This is a genomic window from Arenibacter nanhaiticus (assembly GCF_900141935.1).
Lineage (GTDB): Bacteria > Bacteroidota > Bacteroidia > Flavobacteriales > Flavobacteriaceae > Arenibacter > Arenibacter nanhaiticus.
The window spans coordinates 17,544-33,975 of record NZ_FQYX01000037.1 but is presented as its reverse complement, the minus strand read 5'-3'; the positions used below and the strand labels follow the sequence as shown (position 1 = coordinate 33,975).

Genomic DNA, 16,432 nt, shown 5'->3' with positions numbered 1-16,432 from the left:
GACGTCCCAGCCGACGAGTAATGTAGTCTTCGATATTGTTTCGGGCGATCCTAGTGAAGGAACAGTAGGGCCATCTAGTTTAACTTTTACAACTGCTAACTGGGATACCGCTCAAACGGTCAACGTTACCGCAGTGGACGATGCCGTTGCCGATGGAGCTCAAGTTTATGATATTACTATCAGTGTTGACGCCCCGAACAGTGACAATAGTTTTAACGCTTTGGCCGATAAGACCGTTACGGTTACCAATACTGATGATGATAATGTAGGAATCAATATTACACCATTAATATTAACTACGACAGAAGGTGGCACATCTCAAACCTTTAGTCTAGTCCTTAATTCGGCTCCAACTTCTAATGTTGTAGTATTGGCAACTTCTTTGGATACTACTGAAGGGGTAGTGAGTCCGGCAAGTCTGACTTTTTCTCCCGCCAATTGGAATGTTCCTAGGACGGTTACGGTAACTCCTGTGAACGACGATATAGTCGATGGAGACCAAACCTATAATGTAAGGCTCCGTATAGACGATGACAATAGTGATGATAGTTTTGATAGTTTGGCCGATCAAAATGTAGTAGTGACCAATACCGATAATGATAGTGTAGGGATAAATATAGGTCCAATAAGTGGCAATACCTCGGAGGCAGGAACCACGGCCAATTTTTTAGTGACGCTTTCTAGTGAGCCCACAGCTCCGGTGACCATAGCCTTGAGTAGCAGTGACACGGCAGAAGGAGCAGTTGCTGCCAATGTAGTTATTCCTATTGCAGATTGGCAAATGGGAGTTCCGGTGACTGTGACAGGAGTCGCTGATAATACTGTTGATGGCAACCAAAATTATACTATAATAACGGGAAATGTTACTTCGGCAGATGCTAATTATAACACTATCTCCGGGGCGGATGTAGCCGATGTTGATGTATTAAACCTCGATATAGACCAGGCCACTATAGCCATCAATACCACAACCGTAACGGTGAACGAAGGGGTAGGTACTGCTGTGCTAACGGTTACACTTTTTGGGAATGTGGCCAATAGCTTTACGGTCGATTATGCGACTCAGAACAATACTGCCACAGCTGGTGCATTATTTGATTATATGGCTGTTAATGGAGAGCTCAGTTTTGTTGGCAATAATGGGGAAAGCCAAAATATAGTTGTTGATATTAATGATGACCTATTTGTAGAGCCTAGTGAGACATTTTTTGTCAATGTTAGCAATGTAGAGGGAATTGGAAATATAACTATAGGAAATGCTTCTGCGACGGTTAGTATTACGGACAATGATTCGGCCAACATAACCATAGATGATGTTATTGTAGCAGAGAATCAGAGCGAAGCAGTCTTTACCCTTACCCTCACAGGGTCTTCTATCGGTAGTTTTGATGTCAACTATAACACTGTAGACGGTACGGCCATTGCGGGGGAAGATTATACATCAGTAACAGGGGCTGTTACCTTTAGCGGTAACGATGGCGAAACCCAAACTGTTTCAGTGCCCATTATCAATGATAATATCGTAGAACTAGAGGATGAAAGTTTTACCTTAAACTTATCGAGTACGACAAATGTTTTGGTGAGTATAGGAGACGGAGAAGGCTTAGGTACTATCCTGGACGATGAAACCTGCCCTGCCGGACCAATAGCACCAGTATTAAATACGGAGGTAGCGACTGTTTTTTGTGATGTTCCTAATCAAGATCTAAATGCCTATACCAATAGCGTTCCTCCAGCCGGGACAGTACTGACATGGAGTACGGATATTATTGATCTGACCGATGAAGCCAATCATTTGGGATCTTCTATTGTTGATTCGGAATTTCCTGGGACCTATTACGGTTTTTTCTATGACGCGGTTAATGGCTGCGCTAGTCCAGCTTTGGAAATAACCCTCGACTTTAAAAATTCCCCAATAATAACCAGTACTACCGGGGCCGAACGTTGTGGAGAAGGAACAGTCGTTTTAGAGGCAATAGTAGATGAGGGCATTTTAAATTGGTATGCTGCAGCTATTGGAGGTCCAATTTTAGGCACAGGCACCAGTTTTACAACGCCTATTCTTACGGCAACTACCACCTATTATGTGGCCTCTTCCGAAGATGGTTGTAATTCTACCCGTATACCGGTCATAGCAGCTGTTTTTCCAGAGGTTTCCCCAGGGGTACCTTCTAACACCACGGCATGTAGTATTGTTAGTGACGATGGCCCTACCACCGTGGCTTTGGATAACCAATTATCGGATGCCGATAGCGGGGAGTGGGTATTTAGCTCAGGGCCTGTTACGACAATAGAAATTGGAACGGGTAATATAGTCGATTTTGAAGGTTTAGCCAATGGTGATTACCTGTTTACATATACCACCAATGGTGCTCAGGCACCCTGTACCAATTCTTCGGTTTCTATAACGATAAGTGTTTCCGATTGTACCATCGATACGGACAATGATGGTATTATAGATGACAATGAGATAGTACTAGGAACAGATCCTAACAATGCAGATTCAGATGGTGACGGTATCGATGATGGCCAGGAAGTTGGGGATGATGTAAATAACCCAATAGATACAGACGGGGATGGTATCATAGATGCCCTGGACTCCAATATATTGGATTCTGATAATGACGGAATTGTAGATCAACTAGATCCGGCCAATGATAACCCCTGTATTCCAAATATATCTTCGGCTTGTATAATAGACTTAGCGATTGTAAAAACAGTCAACAACCAATCTCCAAGGTTAGGAGACCAAGTGGTATATACCATTGCAGTAAGCAATTTAAGCCAAACTGCTATCAATACTATTGAAATCAATGATCCCATTAGTGATATCGCTGGCTTGGAATATATTTCCCACACTGCTTCTTTAGGTAGTTTTAATGAGCTTAGCGGCTTATGGGAAATTGATAGCATAGAGATGGGAGAAACGGTACGTTTAGAAATAACCTTATTAACGATCGCTGAAGGGAATTATACAAATACAGCCACCGTTAGTCAATCTCAACCAGCGGATAGCAACGTGGCCAACAATACATCTTCGATTGATATAATGGTTAATCCACCCGACGATATAGACTTGGGGCTAGAAAAAAGTGTTGATAAGGATAACCCTTTGGTAGGCGATGAAATAGTATTTACGATACTCCTGACCAACAATAGCCCAAGGAGGGTTACAGCGGTAAGGATTAACGAGTTGATAGATTCTTCTATAGGATTTGAATATGTATCCCACACGGCCACCAAGGGGACCTATGATGAAATAGTTGGGGTATGGGAATTACCAGAAATTTTGGGCAATGAGATGAATACCTTGGAAATTAGGGTGAGCGTTCCCATTGAGGGATCCTTTAGAAATACGGTTAGGATTGTAGATACTTTTCCAAATGACAACAATGAGGATAATAATATTGCTTTTGTTGATATAATCGTTGGAGCACGTTCTAATGGTGAAAGTGGATTTGTTTTTAATCAGATATCTCCAAATAATGATGGTATAAACGATGTGTTAAAGATTAACGATATACAGTCGTATCCCAACACAACTTTAGAAATTTACGACAGGTATGGCAACCAGGTTTTTGCCACCAAAAAATATGATAATACTTGGTCTGGAACCGGTAAAAACGGGGATCTGCCAAAGGGAACATATTTTTACATTTTACACCTTGGCGAGGGAACTCAGGTTAAGAAAGGTTGGCTCCAAATTATAAGATAAGATAAACTATGGGTAATAGAACAAAGGGTATACCGTATAGAAGATTTTTCATTTTTTGCATTATATTTTGTAGTGCAACCTTGGTGGTAATGGGGCAAAAGGAGCCTCAATACACTCAATATATGTACAATATTGGAAGTTTTAATCCCGCTTATGTGGGGACGGTAGAAACGACGGATATGAGCGGACTGTACAGAGAACAGTGGTCTGGAATTCCGGGGGCACCAAGGACCATCAGGTTTGGCCTCAACATTCCATTGGCCAATGAAAAACACGGATTAGGGTTTAATATCATTAGCGATGAATTGGGACCCACCTCCCAAACATATGTAGATTTCGCCTATTCCTTTCAAGTGATGTTGTCCCAAGAAACCAAGTTGTCCTTCGGAATCGATGCTGGGGGATCACTCTTAAATGTAGATTATACCAAAGGGGACTTTGAGAACCCTAATGAACCTTTGGTGACCTCGGACAAGTTCAATAAATTTTATCCCACCTTGGGAGCGGGGGTTTTCCTTTATGAGGAAGATTGGTATTTGGGGCTATCGGTGCCTAATTTTTTAACCAATGGCATTTATGCAGATGAGGTAGCAACCATAGTAGAAGACAAAATGCAATTTAATTTTATTGGAGGCTATGTGTTTGAACTGTCGGAGAACCTAAAGTTTAAACCGGCTTTTTTGTTGAATTATTTAAACGGTTCGCCATTGAATACGAACCTATCGGCTAACTTTTTAATTAGCGACCTCCTTACCCTAGGAGCTTCTTATAGATGGGATAATGCCGTTAGTGGTCTGGCCGGGATACAGATATCTAAAGGAACATTTTTAGGGTATTCCTATGACTATAACACCAATGGTTTAGCAGAGTACAGTCAAGGTTCACATGAAGTGATACTAAAATTTTATTTTGGAAGAGGAGATACTGCTAATAAAGAGAAAAGGCAAGACCAGAAGGGAAAACCAAAGCAGATCGATAGTCCAAGATTTTTCTAAAACAGATATGATATGAGGATACAATACATAGCCTTAATTTTTACGATGCTTACTTCGATCGCTTTTTCCCAAGTGAAACAATCGAAAGGAGACGTATTGTTCTTTGAGTACTCCTATAATGAGGCCATAAAGGAATATCAGAAAGAATTACGGGAAGGAGCGCTTTCCAATAAGCAATATTTAAACTTGGCCGACGCCTATTTTAAAACTTCCGATTATAAAAAGTCGGCCGAGATTTATGTCAATATGTTCCAAAAAGATACGAGCATGTCCAAGTATCACTTTAATAGAATGCTACAATCCCTATCTTATACTTCCGATCTGGAAGGTGTGAAAAAGTATTTTGAAGCGAAAAAACCAGCCCTATCTGGAGAATTGTTGGAGAATACTGGCTTTAATGAATCATTAATTACATCCGATACAAAGGATGTATCGGATTATAAAATATTTAATGTAAGCAGCAATAGTGCCCAAGCCGATTTTTCTCCAACCTTTTATAAAGACAAAATATTGTTTTCTAGTGATAGACCTCAAAAAGGCAAAAATATATATGAACCCTCGGGGGAAGCATATTTAGATATTTATGAAGCTGCTTTAAACAGCCAGGGCGATATAGTAACCCCAGAGGCATTTAAAGGGATTGCCGAATCAAAATTTCACCAGGCCACCCCTTATTACTCTAAAGAATTAGATTATATATTCTATATATTGTCTAATTCGGAAGACGATTATTTACAATTTAGTGAGAAGGGTAAAAATGCCTTATCCATAGGCATGGGAAATGGAAGGGGGTCTTTTAAATATGTACTCCGCGATTTAAACACATCTTTTTATTATCCTTTTTTTGAGGCTAAAACAGGTAGACTGTTTTTTGCTGCGAATTTTGAGGATAGTTTAGGAGGTACCGATATTTACTATGTGTATACCAATGACGGCCTAATAATGTCGGGTCCAATTAATTTAGGGCCAAGGATCAATACCCCTGGGAATGAAATTGCGCCCTATATCTTTGAAAATACTTTATACTTTTCTTCAGATATATTTTATGGGTTGGGAGGAATGGATATTTACAAATCCAACCTACAGGAAGACAATAGTTTTAGTCTTCCCATAAATCTGGGTGAGGGTATAAATTCGCCAAAAGACGATTTTGGATTTATTATTAAAAGGTCGGACAATAATGGATTGATTGGGTATTTTTCTTCTAATAGGGAAGGAGGTAAGGGCAATGATGATATATATGGGTTTAAAGTCCAGGAAAACTTAGGGTTAAAGACTTTGGCCCTCAAAGGAATGGTAGTCAATTTAGCTTCTAATAGAGGAATCGCCAACGCACAGTTACGGTTATTAAATAAACAGGGAAATGTTATTAAAGAGTTAACCACAGATTCTGAAGGTCGTTATAGGGTAGAGGTGCCTTTTGAAGATACGGTCACTATTGAGGCTACTAAGGACCGACATTCTATTTTTTCGGTTACCTACGAGGCTCCGGAATTAGAAGAAATACAGAAGAGGTCTTTGAATATGGGGATTAAGTTTTTGGACGATTTAGTAGAGCAAAAAGAAGGACAGCCGGTGATAAAATTGAACAAGTTTTATTTTACCAAAGGCGACAGCTATATAACTCCCGAGATAGCCCAAGAATTGGATAAGGTCGTCGATGTTATCAGCAGATTTCCACATCTCCGACTAAGAATAGAATCGCATACAGATAGTAGAGGGGGAGACAGTGCCAATCTTACACTTTCTCAAAAAAGATCGAATGCCATTAATAAATACCTGATACAGAACGGGGTTTCTCAAACGAACATTATTGAGGTTGTAGGATATGGAGAAGAAAGGCTGACCAATAATTGTAAAAATGGTGTTTTCTGTCTGGATATACTGCACAATAAAAACGAAAGGTCGTTGATTGTGGTGCTTAATTATCAGGACTAGTAAAAAACTGAAAGACACAAAAAATCCCAGCTCGGTTAAAGCTGGGATTTTCTATTGTAATGGGTATCCTATTAAGAAATGTCTTTGCTTATCTGCTAAGAACACAATTTTTACAATCTTTTATTTCTCCGTAATATGTTTCTCGATAACGGTGAAGGGTTTTGATAGGGATACCGAGAATGACTTTTTTAATGTAAGTTACTTTCGCATTTAAAATACCCATTTTGGGGTTAAATCGCTTCTCATTTCTCGTTTTTCTACTAATATTGATCAATTTCATTCTAAATCCTTTATCATCCATAAGTACAAAGGTTGTGGTTATATGAGCCAAATGCAAATATGGAGCGTTAAAAATAAGTTAAACCGTTAGGTAGTTTTCTTTTTAATACATAAACAAAAACGCTGTTTTATTGAATTAATTGTAAGAATCTTGTTTAAAATTTGATGTATCGGATATTCTCGTCGTAGCAGTAAGAATGGGATGTCAGACAGCACTACCATAGAACCATCCAACAATAGTAAACAGAAAAAACACCTAGAAATACGATTCCTAAATAACTTAATATTTGGAGGCTTTTGTTAGGGCGATAAATTTCTGGTATTTCATCGCTCATAACATTTTTAAGATTCATATATCCAATAATGGGCGCCATAACAAAGGAAACAAAGGTAGCTAAGGCAATCAGTTGTCCCATATTGGCCGCGAAATAGTGGATGACCGAGAAATTAATAATGGCCAATAACAATATGGCAAAAGAAAAAAGGTTTTTTGTTGGTTTAATACTTTTAGGAAACAACAGTTTAAGGGTGTCAATGCTGACCCTGGCAATGGCATCATGTGCGGTCATACAGGTACTGAACATGGTAGCAAAGGCAGCGATGGCAATAAGGAAGTAGGACCAAAGACCTATATTGGTTGTAAATATTTGTACTATTTGGTCTGCAAAGATCACGGCATTTCCACTTAATTCGGTCTGGGTACCATAGAGGGTAAGCCATCCAATTATTAAGAAGAATACGGCAAGTAGGGCTGTTGTGTAATACCCGAATTTAAATTCATGGAGCGCCTCCTTAATCGAGGGTTTTGTCTTTGTACTGTTAAATTTTTCTACACTCCATAGACTTATCCAGCTCGAAGCCTCTACCGTGGTGGGCATCCATCCCATTAACCCTATTAAAAATAGGATCCCCACTTCATCAAAAATCTTGGGCGCCTTAAAATTGGGCACCTCGCTAACCTTACCATTGGCAATAACCAAAACTGTAGTGACCAATAAGGCTACGAACAAAATGCTGACAACGTATTTTAAGGAAATTTCTAGAAAGCTATAACGCCCTATAATTAGTATTAAACTAATAAAAACAAAGAGTCCTATTGCTACCAAATCGAAAGAAAGCTCTGGAAGTTGTATAAGATTGATAAATAATCCGGAGGTTACAACATATAGGGCTGCAAGTATGGTAAAAGTATTTACCAAGGTAATAAGGGCATAAAATATTAAATAGGACTTGCCGCGATTTAGGTAGCCTTCTATAAGTGTCCTATTTGTGATATTGGTATACCTAACGCCAAATTCAAAAAATGGATATTTAAAAATATTGGCCAAAAGAATAGGGAAAATCATGATCCACCCATATTGAGCACCCGCTTTGGTAGACAATACCAAATGGGATGTTCCAATGGCCATGCTTGCAAAAAGAAGGCCTGGCCCCAAATTTTTAATTAGATTCCTAAGTGTCGACAGCTTGATAGGTTTGGAAAATCTAAAATACTATTTATTGGGATTATTTTTCTAAAAGAGGTTATTTAATATCGACTTTTTCTCCAAAAAATTTAGGCTGTGTATTTAGGGCCAAGTCTACAAACAGCTTAACCCTGGCAAAATACTCGCGTATACGTACTTTTTGACCTGATTTCCCATCAATATCCCTAGCATTGAATCCAATAACATCAATCCCTTTCTTTTTGGCGAGGTAAATGGCTCGTTCGTTATGGAACTCTTGTGATATTACGGTTAATTGGTCTAATCCAAAAACAGCTTGGGCCCGTACGATGGAATCTAAGGTTCTAAAACCGGCATAATCCATAAATATTTTATTAGCCGGAATACCTCCCTTTATCAGATCTCTTCTAAAGACTTTAGGTTCGTTGTAGTAGCGACTACTATTATCGCCACTGACCAATATAAAATCGATTTTTCCGGCTTTGAATAAATTTATAGTAGCTTGGATTCTATTGGTGTAATAGGGGTTAGATTTTCCGCCTATCAATTTATGGGAAGTGCCCAAAACTAATCCCACGTTGTTATTAGGTATTTCGTGAATATTCCAATAGGTTTTGTCTTCTGTAGAAATTTCTACCAGGTAATGGCAAATTGTTAAAACCAAAGAGATTCCGGTTAACAAGATAAGAACGGTGTAGGCAATACTTTTTTTCATAAGTCCTTAGATCAACTCAGAAAGATAGTGAAATGAAAATGATAAATGGTAGCGTGGGGGGGGATTTTGGGAGTAAATAAACTTACTCGGCATTACAAGCTGGGATCAACATATTTTATGAGGCATTCGAAAATCGGTCTAGTTCTAAATAAACAAACCTCGGCTTTAGAGCCCGAGGTTTGTTTATTTTTTTTTGATATAGGAAAGAAAACTTTCTAGTTGCTAGAATTTCCAATATTTCCTTGTAAAATAATTACTTCCAAATGGTCCTTGTTTTGATGGATAGTGATATAAGCTTCATATTTTACAAGTTCGTCAAAAGTAATGGGAGTGCCATCGTCCAATGTTTTTACAATAGAAATTCCGCTTTCACAATCACAATCAATAGGTTCAAGTGTAATCACTATTTCTCCATTGGAACCTGTCTTTCCAAGACGAATGAATGCCGGATGGACGTCCGTGGAGGAGCCGCTTAATTCTATTAATACCGTCGTTGTTCCATCGTCGTTTTTGGTAAAGGTTACCGTTCCAGAAATTTTTGAATTAGCCACAGGACTTAAGGAATACACCCTGGATTTAGCAGGGTCAAGTGGTGGGAACTCATCTTTGCCGCAACCACTAACAAATACGAGCATGGATGCCAAAAATAATAAAGTATATTTTTTCATATTCTATGGTTTTAGTAGTATGAAATTCGGTAATTATCTGCGGCTCCACATATTAATACTGCCATCTGTTTATATAATCGACATAGTGTAAGAAAATCCAAAAAATCTTGTTTTGGAATGGAACACCAAAAACTAAAAACAAATGAAAGAAAAAGTCCAATGTTTCTCAGGGGTCGGGTGAACTGTTGTTTAATTCTAGGTACAGTAGGGATACATGGCATAAGTATTCCTTTTAGGGGCACACGGCGCTTTTAAGGTTGCTTGTGGTGCCGCAAGATATTATGGAATTATGATGCGTTAGGGACCGCGGCGGCATCCCCGTAGCGAAGCAAGGGATATAGCGAAGGGCCCGCCCGACGAAGGAGGGAACGCCCAAAAGAATATACTTGAAATTATAAAGGGTTTGGAACGGATTTATAGGTGCCTAATCGATAAAAAAGGCCGCTATTGTCGAATGTTCCGAAGAACTTTAGCTCTTCTTTAGAGACTACTATTTTTTGGAGGAGTACTGAGGTTGAAAGTTTTAAGGAGTTGGTTGATTTTTTCCTTAGATAAGGGTTTAACAATATAATCGGTTACTTCTATATGGTTCTCGGCGGCAATGACATCGTCTGGAGAAATGGAGGAAGAACAAATATAAATGGCGATAGGTTTGCAAATAGTGGGCTTAAGCTTTGTATAGGCCTCTAAAAATTCCCAACCATCCATAATAGGCATGTTAAGGTCTAGTAATAAAACATCGGGTAACAAATCTTGGTTTTCCCTGTTCTCCTTTATAAAGTTATAAGCATCCAAACCGTTTCCAAAAACGTTCGTAAATTGGATAGGAGCTACTTTTGTTAGGGTCTTTTTAATAAGGAAGACATACAGCTCATCATCATCTATAATCGAAAAGTTCATTTACTAATGTTTTTTATTGGTTTGAAAGTTCTACAAAGAATGTAGAGCCTTTATCTACTTCGCTTTCTACCCATATTTTACCTTCCATAGCTTCTATTTGGTTTTTTATCATATAAAGACCAAAACCTTTGGCATCCGGATTTTTATGGAAAGTTTTACTTATTTTAAATATTTTGTCCTTGTATAGGTTCAGATCCATTCCCACACCGTTGTCCCTAACTGCTATTATCGATGTATCCTTTATTTTATTAAAGCTAATTTCGATTATTGCCTGGCGCTCCATGGATCTGTATTTAATAGCATTGCTGATTAAATTACTAAGAACGCTGACCATGTATTTATGAGGAAAAATGACAGTATCGTCTTCCTTTATATTTGTGATAAGGTGGATGTTGTAGGTAGTTATCTGAGTCTCGTATTCTAATAGAATTTCTTCTAAACAGTCGCTTAGTTTTATGGTGTCCGATTTAATTTTGGTATCGTGCTTGATTTGAACCGAGGTCACCAATTCGTCTATCAGTTCTAATAAATGGTTTACGACCGGCTTTATTTTAGACTGCGCTTCTTTCTGTATTTCGATATCTTCGCTTCCTTCTATATAATCGACCAGCATGGCGATATTGATCATTGGTCCCCTTAAATTATGGGAAACAATATTACAGAAATCGGATAATTGGGTGTTTTGATATTCCAAGACTTTGGAATAATGTTGTAGTTTTTCCTCCTGCCGTTTTCTTGAGGTAATGTCCGAGCGAATGGACACATATTTATAAGGCTGCCCCGATTCGTTCAGAAAGGGAACAATGGTAGTATCTACCCAATAATAACTCCCGTCTTTAGCCTTGTTCTTTAGCTCTCCTTTCCAAATTTTTCCGGTGGTGATGGTAGTCCATAATTCCTTGAAAAATTCCTTGCCATGGTAGCCAGAGTTGATAAGCCTGTGGTTCTGTCCAATTAATTCTTCTCGTGCATATTGGGTAATTCTGCAAAAATTATCGTTTACATGAATAATGATACCGTTAGCATCCGTAATAACTACAACAGCCGATTCGTCCAAGGCGTATTTATAGTCGTCTAGTTGTTTGGAGAGCCAATTTTCTTCTTTTGACAGATGGTCCTGGGATGATATTGTTTTGGCTAGATTCATTATTTAATTGCTATAGGATGCCTGGTATTGAACTATACTTACAGGTAAAACTTGATTTGGGGCTGCATGGTTATGTTCTATTTGAGGTTGTATTGGGTTCAAATTTAAGAAATACCTTTTTATAACTGGGTTGTAAGGTTTTTGATAACTCTTTTGCTAGGATATAGGTTGAATAGGTGTGTTTACAAAATACTGAATTATTTAAAGTAGAGTTGTGCGGGAACTTAAAATATTCCTATTTAGCCAACGGTCTGTGTTCTTTCTCTAGGCGCATATTATTGGTATGAAAAAAGTTTATAAAACAAAAAAACCCTTGAAAATCTATAGATCAACAAGGGTTTGAGTACTCGAGGCGGGACTTGAACCCGCACGGACTAATGTCCATTGGATTTTAAGTCCAACGTGTCTACCAATTCCACCACTCGAGCCTAACTGCATTGCAGTGCATTTATTTGATGGAGCGAAAAACGGGATTCGAACCCGCGACCTCCACCTTGGCAAGGTGGCGCTCTACCAACTGAGCTATTTTCGCATGCTGTTTATGAACGTGACATCCTATTGGGATGAGGGCGCAAATTTAATACAATTATGTAAATACCAAAGCACTTTTTAAGTTTTTTAAAACGTACGGTCGAAAAAATATTGAAATAAAAATAGGGAGTGGTGTAAACTAGTTGTTTACACATAGAAATTTAACCAGGTGTGATGCTTCGTTTTATTTTTATGGAAGCGTACTATAGCAGGGCAATAGCATATAAAACAAAAAACCCTTGAAAATCTTACGATCAACAAGGGTTTGAGTACTCGAGGCGGGACTTGAACCCGCACGGACTAATGTCCATTGGATTTTAAGTCCAACGTGTCTACCAATTCCACCACTCGAGCCTAACTGCATTGCAGTGCATCTATTTGATGGAGCGAAAAACGGGATTCGAACCCGCGACCTCCACCTTGGCAAGGTGGCGCTCTACCAACTGAGCTATTTTCGCGTGCTATTTATGAACGTGGCATCCTGTTTGGATGCGGGAGCAAATTTAAGACAATTATGTAAATACCAAAGCACTTTTTCAGAAAAAAAATCAAAAAAAAATAACCCCCATAAAATGAGGGGGTTATAGAAGGTTAAAAATAATTTATTTTCTTACCACAACTTAGGCATTTTTAGTTTTGGTGAGCAAACGCTTAATTTCATTGAGTTTCATTAATGCTTCTACAGGGGTTAAGGTGTTGATATCTAGATGGGTTATCTCTTCTTTTATCTGTTGTAACAAGGGGTCGTCCAAGTTAAAAAAGCTTAATTGCATTTCATTCTGTGCAGACTGTAATTTATCGGTCAATTCTTCACTGGAGTGTGTTTTTTCGAGTTTCTTGAGGATTTTGTTGGCTTTGCTGATAACCTGTTGCGGCATTCCGGCCATTTTAGCCACGTGGATTCCAAAACTATGTTCGCTTCCTCCAGGAGTAAGTTTACGTAAAAAGAGCACATTGTCTTTTAGTTCTTTTACCGATACATTGTAGTTTTTGATCCGTTCAAAGGTTGTGGTCATTTCGTTCAATTCATGGTAATGGGTCGCAAATAAGGTCTTGGCCTTAGCAGGATGTTCATGAAGATATTCGGAAATTGCCCAGGCAATCGAGATTCCGTCATAAGTACTAGTACCTCTTCCTATTTCATCTAAGAGTACCAAACTGCGATCAGAAAGGTTGTTAAGGATAGAGGCGGTTTCGTTCATTTCGACCATAAAGGTAGATTCGCCCATAGAAATATTGTCACTTGCCCCTACACGGGTAAAGATTTTATCGACACAACCTATTTTTGCAGCGGTAGCAGGAACAAAACTACCCATTTGTGCCAAGAGGACTATCAGGGCTGTTTGCCTAAGGATAGCCGACTTACCACTCATGTTGGGGCCGGTAATCATAATGATCTGTTGGTCTTCGCGATTCAACAATACATCATTGGCAATATACTCTTCCCCTATAGGCAATTGCTTTTCAATTACCGGGTGTCGCCCGTTGCTGATCGATAATTCCGTAGAATCGTTCATTTCGGGACTTGTATAATTATTTTCTTTCGCTAATTGGGTAAAACCGCAAAGACAGTCCAGTTGAGCTATCTGGTGAGCATTGTTCTGCACTGGGGCAATGTATTCTTGCATCCAAGTGACCAATTGGGCGAAGAGTTGCTGCTCTAAGCTTAATATGCGTTCTTCGGCACCTAGGATCTTAGCTTCGTATTCTTTAAGCTCCTCGGTAATGTAGCGTTCTGCACTTACCAGGGTCTGTTTCCTGATCCACTCTTGGGGAACTTTGTCCTTATGGGCATTACGTACCTCTATATAATAGCCAAAAACATTATTAGAGGCAATTTTTAAAGAAGTTATTCCGGTGCGTTCTGTTTCTCTTTCGAGCATCTTGTCCAGATAATCCTTTCCGGAAAAGGCCAGATCGCGCAGTTCGTCCAATTCTGTCGAATATCCCCTGGCAATAGTACTGCCTTTTAACATGTTTACCGGAGCCTCTTCACTGATCATCTCTTTTATCTTGCTCCGAAGCATGTCGCAGTTATGCAGTTGGTCGCCAATAAGGTTCAGCGCTTCATTACTGCTCTTTGTTGTAAGTTGTTTGATAGGGACCGTTGCTTCCAAGGAGTTTTTAAGCTGAATAACCTCTTTCGGATTTATTTTTCCCGTGGCTACTTTGGAAATTAATCGCTCCAGATCGCCCATGAGTTTTATGGCATTCTGCAGTTTGCTAAAAACAAGCTCGTTTTCGGACAAATAGGTAACTACCTGATGTCTTCTGCGTATTTTCTCAATATTTTTTAAAGGCAGGGCCAACCATCTTTTCAGCATTCTACCGCCCATAGGAGAGATGGTCTTGTCTATTACCTCTAGCAGGGTTACCGCATTTTGGTTATAAGAATGGTATAATTCTAAATTTTTAATAGTAAACCGGTCCATCCATACGTATTCTTCTTCTGCAATACGTTGTAAGCTTGCGATGTGGTGCAATTTCCGATGCTGAGTTTCGGAGAGGTAATGCATGACCACCCCGGCAGCAACGATGCCGTGGTTTAAATGGTCTACTCCAAAACCTTTTAGGGTTTTTGTTTTAAAATGATTGGTAAGGGTCTCCATTGCGTAGTCTTCCTGGAAAACCCAATCTTCGGTAAAAAAGGTATGCAGCTGAGTGCCAAAAACTTCCTTGAACTCCTTCTTGTTGGCCTTAGAAACCAGTACTTCGTTGGGAGCAAAATTTTGTAAGAGTTTGTCTATTTGCTCCTCATTGCCTTCCGAAACAAGAAATTCGCCCGTAGATATATCGACAAAGGAAATTCCCAAGCGTTTTCGACCAAAATGTACCGCACATAAAAAGTTATTGGTCTTTGCCGATAAGATGTCATCGTTCATGGCTACCCCTGGGGTGACCAATTCCGTAACCCCTCTTTTTACGATGGTTTTGGTGAGTTTAGGGTCTTCTAGCTGATCGCAGATGGCTACACGTTGTCCTGCTTTGACCAATTTTGGCAAATAGGTGTTAAGGGAATGATGGGGGAAACCGGCCAGTTCGGTTCGGTCGCCACCATTATTCCTATGAGTGAGGATAATACCTAATATTTTGGAGGCTTTAACTGCATCTTCTCCAAAAGTTTCGTAAAAATCACCAATTCTAAAAAGCAACAAGGCATCAGGATATTTTATCTTGATGGCATTGTACTGCTTCATTAACGGTGTTACCTTTTTTGTTTTTCCTGTGTCGGCCAAAAGCGATTATATTAACTTATTTTTGTATCCTTCTAAAGAACGAAAGTAATATTAATCCAATGGAATGTAAACTATTGTTGATATTTTAAATAAAATTTTCTTTGGACAAATAGCGGTTCGGTATTATAAAAGGGAGCCTCTTATAAAGATAGCATCCTTTTTTATACCATACGAATTTGATGGGAACTTTCACTTTCCGTATTTACCGCTTTGCAAAAAGATATAAAGAGTTGAAAAATAGTAAGGAAAATCAATAAGACAGAATAACATAAATGCGAAAATTAGAAAATAGCGAGCTAGATCGATTGAATGTTGAAGAGTTTAAGCAGGTAGAAAAGACTCCTGTATGTATTGTTTTGGACAACGTGAGAAGTCTAAATAATATAGGGTCGGTCTTTAGGACAGCCGATGCCTTTTTAATAGAAAAGATTTATTTATGTGGTATAACGGCCACTCCGCCCCATAAGGACATTCATAAGACTGCTTTGGGAGCCACAGAAAGCGTTACATGGGAATACCGGGAATCTGCCTTGGCACTTGTACAGGAACTACAAGAGGGCGGTTATGCTACCTATTCTGTAGAGCAGGCAGAAAATGCAGTGATGTTAAATGAATTTAAGGTAGCAAAGGATCAAAAATATGCCTTGATTTTTGGGAACGAGGTGAAAGGAGTTTCCCAAGATGTGGTTTCTAAAAGTGATGGGGTACTCGAAATTCCGCAATACGGAACCAAGCATTCTTTAAATATTTCGGTAAGTGTTGGGATTGTCGTTTGGGATGTGTGGTCAAAATTATGGGTATAAAAAAACCCAACCGAGGTTGGGTTTTATTTTTTTGGTTTTGAGTTCGTTAGTTTAAAACTC

At 39.0% G+C, this 16,432-nt stretch carries 10 protein-coding genes and 4 tRNA genes; 4 read left to right on the top strand and 10 right to left on the bottom strand.

Annotation, left to right across the window (positions count from 1 at the left end):
• From BUA16_RS16245 to BUA16_RS16235, 3 genes are all read left to right on the top strand, one after another.
• A partial coding sequence (locus BUA16_RS16245) for a Calx-beta domain-containing protein (protein ID WP_143150541.1) occupies positions 1–3,715 on the top strand: 3,715 nt, incomplete at its 5' end.
• Positions 3,716–3,723: 8 nt separating this feature from the next.
• Positions 3,724–4,710: a PorP/SprF family type IX secretion system membrane protein gene (locus tag BUA16_RS16240; protein ID WP_072765793.1), complete on the top strand. Its 987-nt coding sequence runs from the start codon at positions 3,724–3,726 to the stop codon at positions 4,708–4,710.
• A gap of 12 nt (positions 4,711–4,722) precedes the next feature.
• Complete coding sequence (locus BUA16_RS16235) at positions 4,723–6,648, top strand: OmpA family protein (RefSeq protein ID WP_072765792.1); 1,926 nt, start codon at positions 4,723–4,725, stop codon at positions 6,646–6,648.
• A 494-nt stretch (positions 6,649–7,142) separates the two neighbouring features.
• On the opposite strand, the gene BUA16_RS16225 is transcribed toward BUA16_RS16235, so the two are convergent.
• The 10 genes from BUA16_RS16225 to mutS form a co-directional block, all read right to left on the bottom strand.
• Positions 7,143–8,336: an NRAMP family divalent metal transporter gene (locus BUA16_RS16225; protein WP_245795584.1), complete on the bottom strand. Its 1,194-nt coding sequence runs from the start codon at positions 8,334–8,336 to the stop codon at positions 7,143–7,145.
• Positions 8,337–8,451: 115 nt separating this feature from the next.
• The gene (locus tag BUA16_RS16220) at positions 8,452–9,087 is read right to left on the bottom strand and encodes a SanA/YdcF family protein (RefSeq protein ID WP_072765790.1); all 636 of its coding nucleotides are present in this window, start codon (positions 9,085–9,087) and stop codon (positions 8,452–8,454) included.
• A gap of 215 nt (positions 9,088–9,302) precedes the next feature.
• Positions 9,303–9,755, bottom strand: a complete 453-nt coding sequence (locus tag BUA16_RS16215; protein ID WP_072765789.1) for a CHRD domain-containing protein — start codon at positions 9,753–9,755, stop codon at positions 9,303–9,305.
• Between the two features lie 480 nt (positions 9,756–10,235).
• A complete protein-coding gene (locus BUA16_RS16210; RefSeq protein WP_072765788.1) occupies positions 10,236–10,655 on the bottom strand; it encodes a response regulator in 420 nt (139 codons plus the stop codon).
• A 13-nt stretch (positions 10,656–10,668) separates the two neighbouring features.
• Positions 10,669–11,802: a sensor histidine kinase gene (locus BUA16_RS16205; RefSeq protein ID WP_072765787.1), complete on the bottom strand. Its 1,134-nt coding sequence runs from the start codon at positions 11,800–11,802 to the stop codon at positions 10,669–10,671.
• A 344-nt stretch (positions 11,803–12,146) separates the two neighbouring features.
• Positions 12,147–12,230 (bottom strand) — tRNA-Leu (locus BUA16_RS16200).
• Between the two features lie 28 nt (positions 12,231–12,258).
• Positions 12,259–12,334 (bottom strand) — tRNA-Gly (locus tag BUA16_RS16195).
• A 269-nt stretch (positions 12,335–12,603) separates the two neighbouring features.
• Positions 12,604–12,687, bottom strand: a tRNA-Leu gene (locus BUA16_RS16190).
• Between the two features lie 28 nt (positions 12,688–12,715).
• Positions 12,716–12,791: transfer RNA gene (locus BUA16_RS16185), tRNA-Gly, on the bottom strand.
• 162 nt (positions 12,792–12,953) lie between these two features.
• Complete coding sequence (mutS, locus tag BUA16_RS16180) at positions 12,954–15,530, bottom strand: DNA mismatch repair protein MutS (RefSeq protein ID WP_072765795.1); 2,577 nt, start codon at positions 15,528–15,530, stop codon at positions 12,954–12,956.
• 311 nt (positions 15,531–15,841) lie between these two features.
• Here mutS and BUA16_RS16175 point away from each other — a divergent pair, with 311 nt between their 5' ends.
• Complete coding sequence (locus BUA16_RS16175; RefSeq protein ID WP_072765786.1) at positions 15,842–16,372, top strand: RNA methyltransferase; 531 nt, start codon at positions 15,842–15,844, stop codon at positions 16,370–16,372.
• Positions 16,373–16,432: the final 60 nt, after the last annotated feature.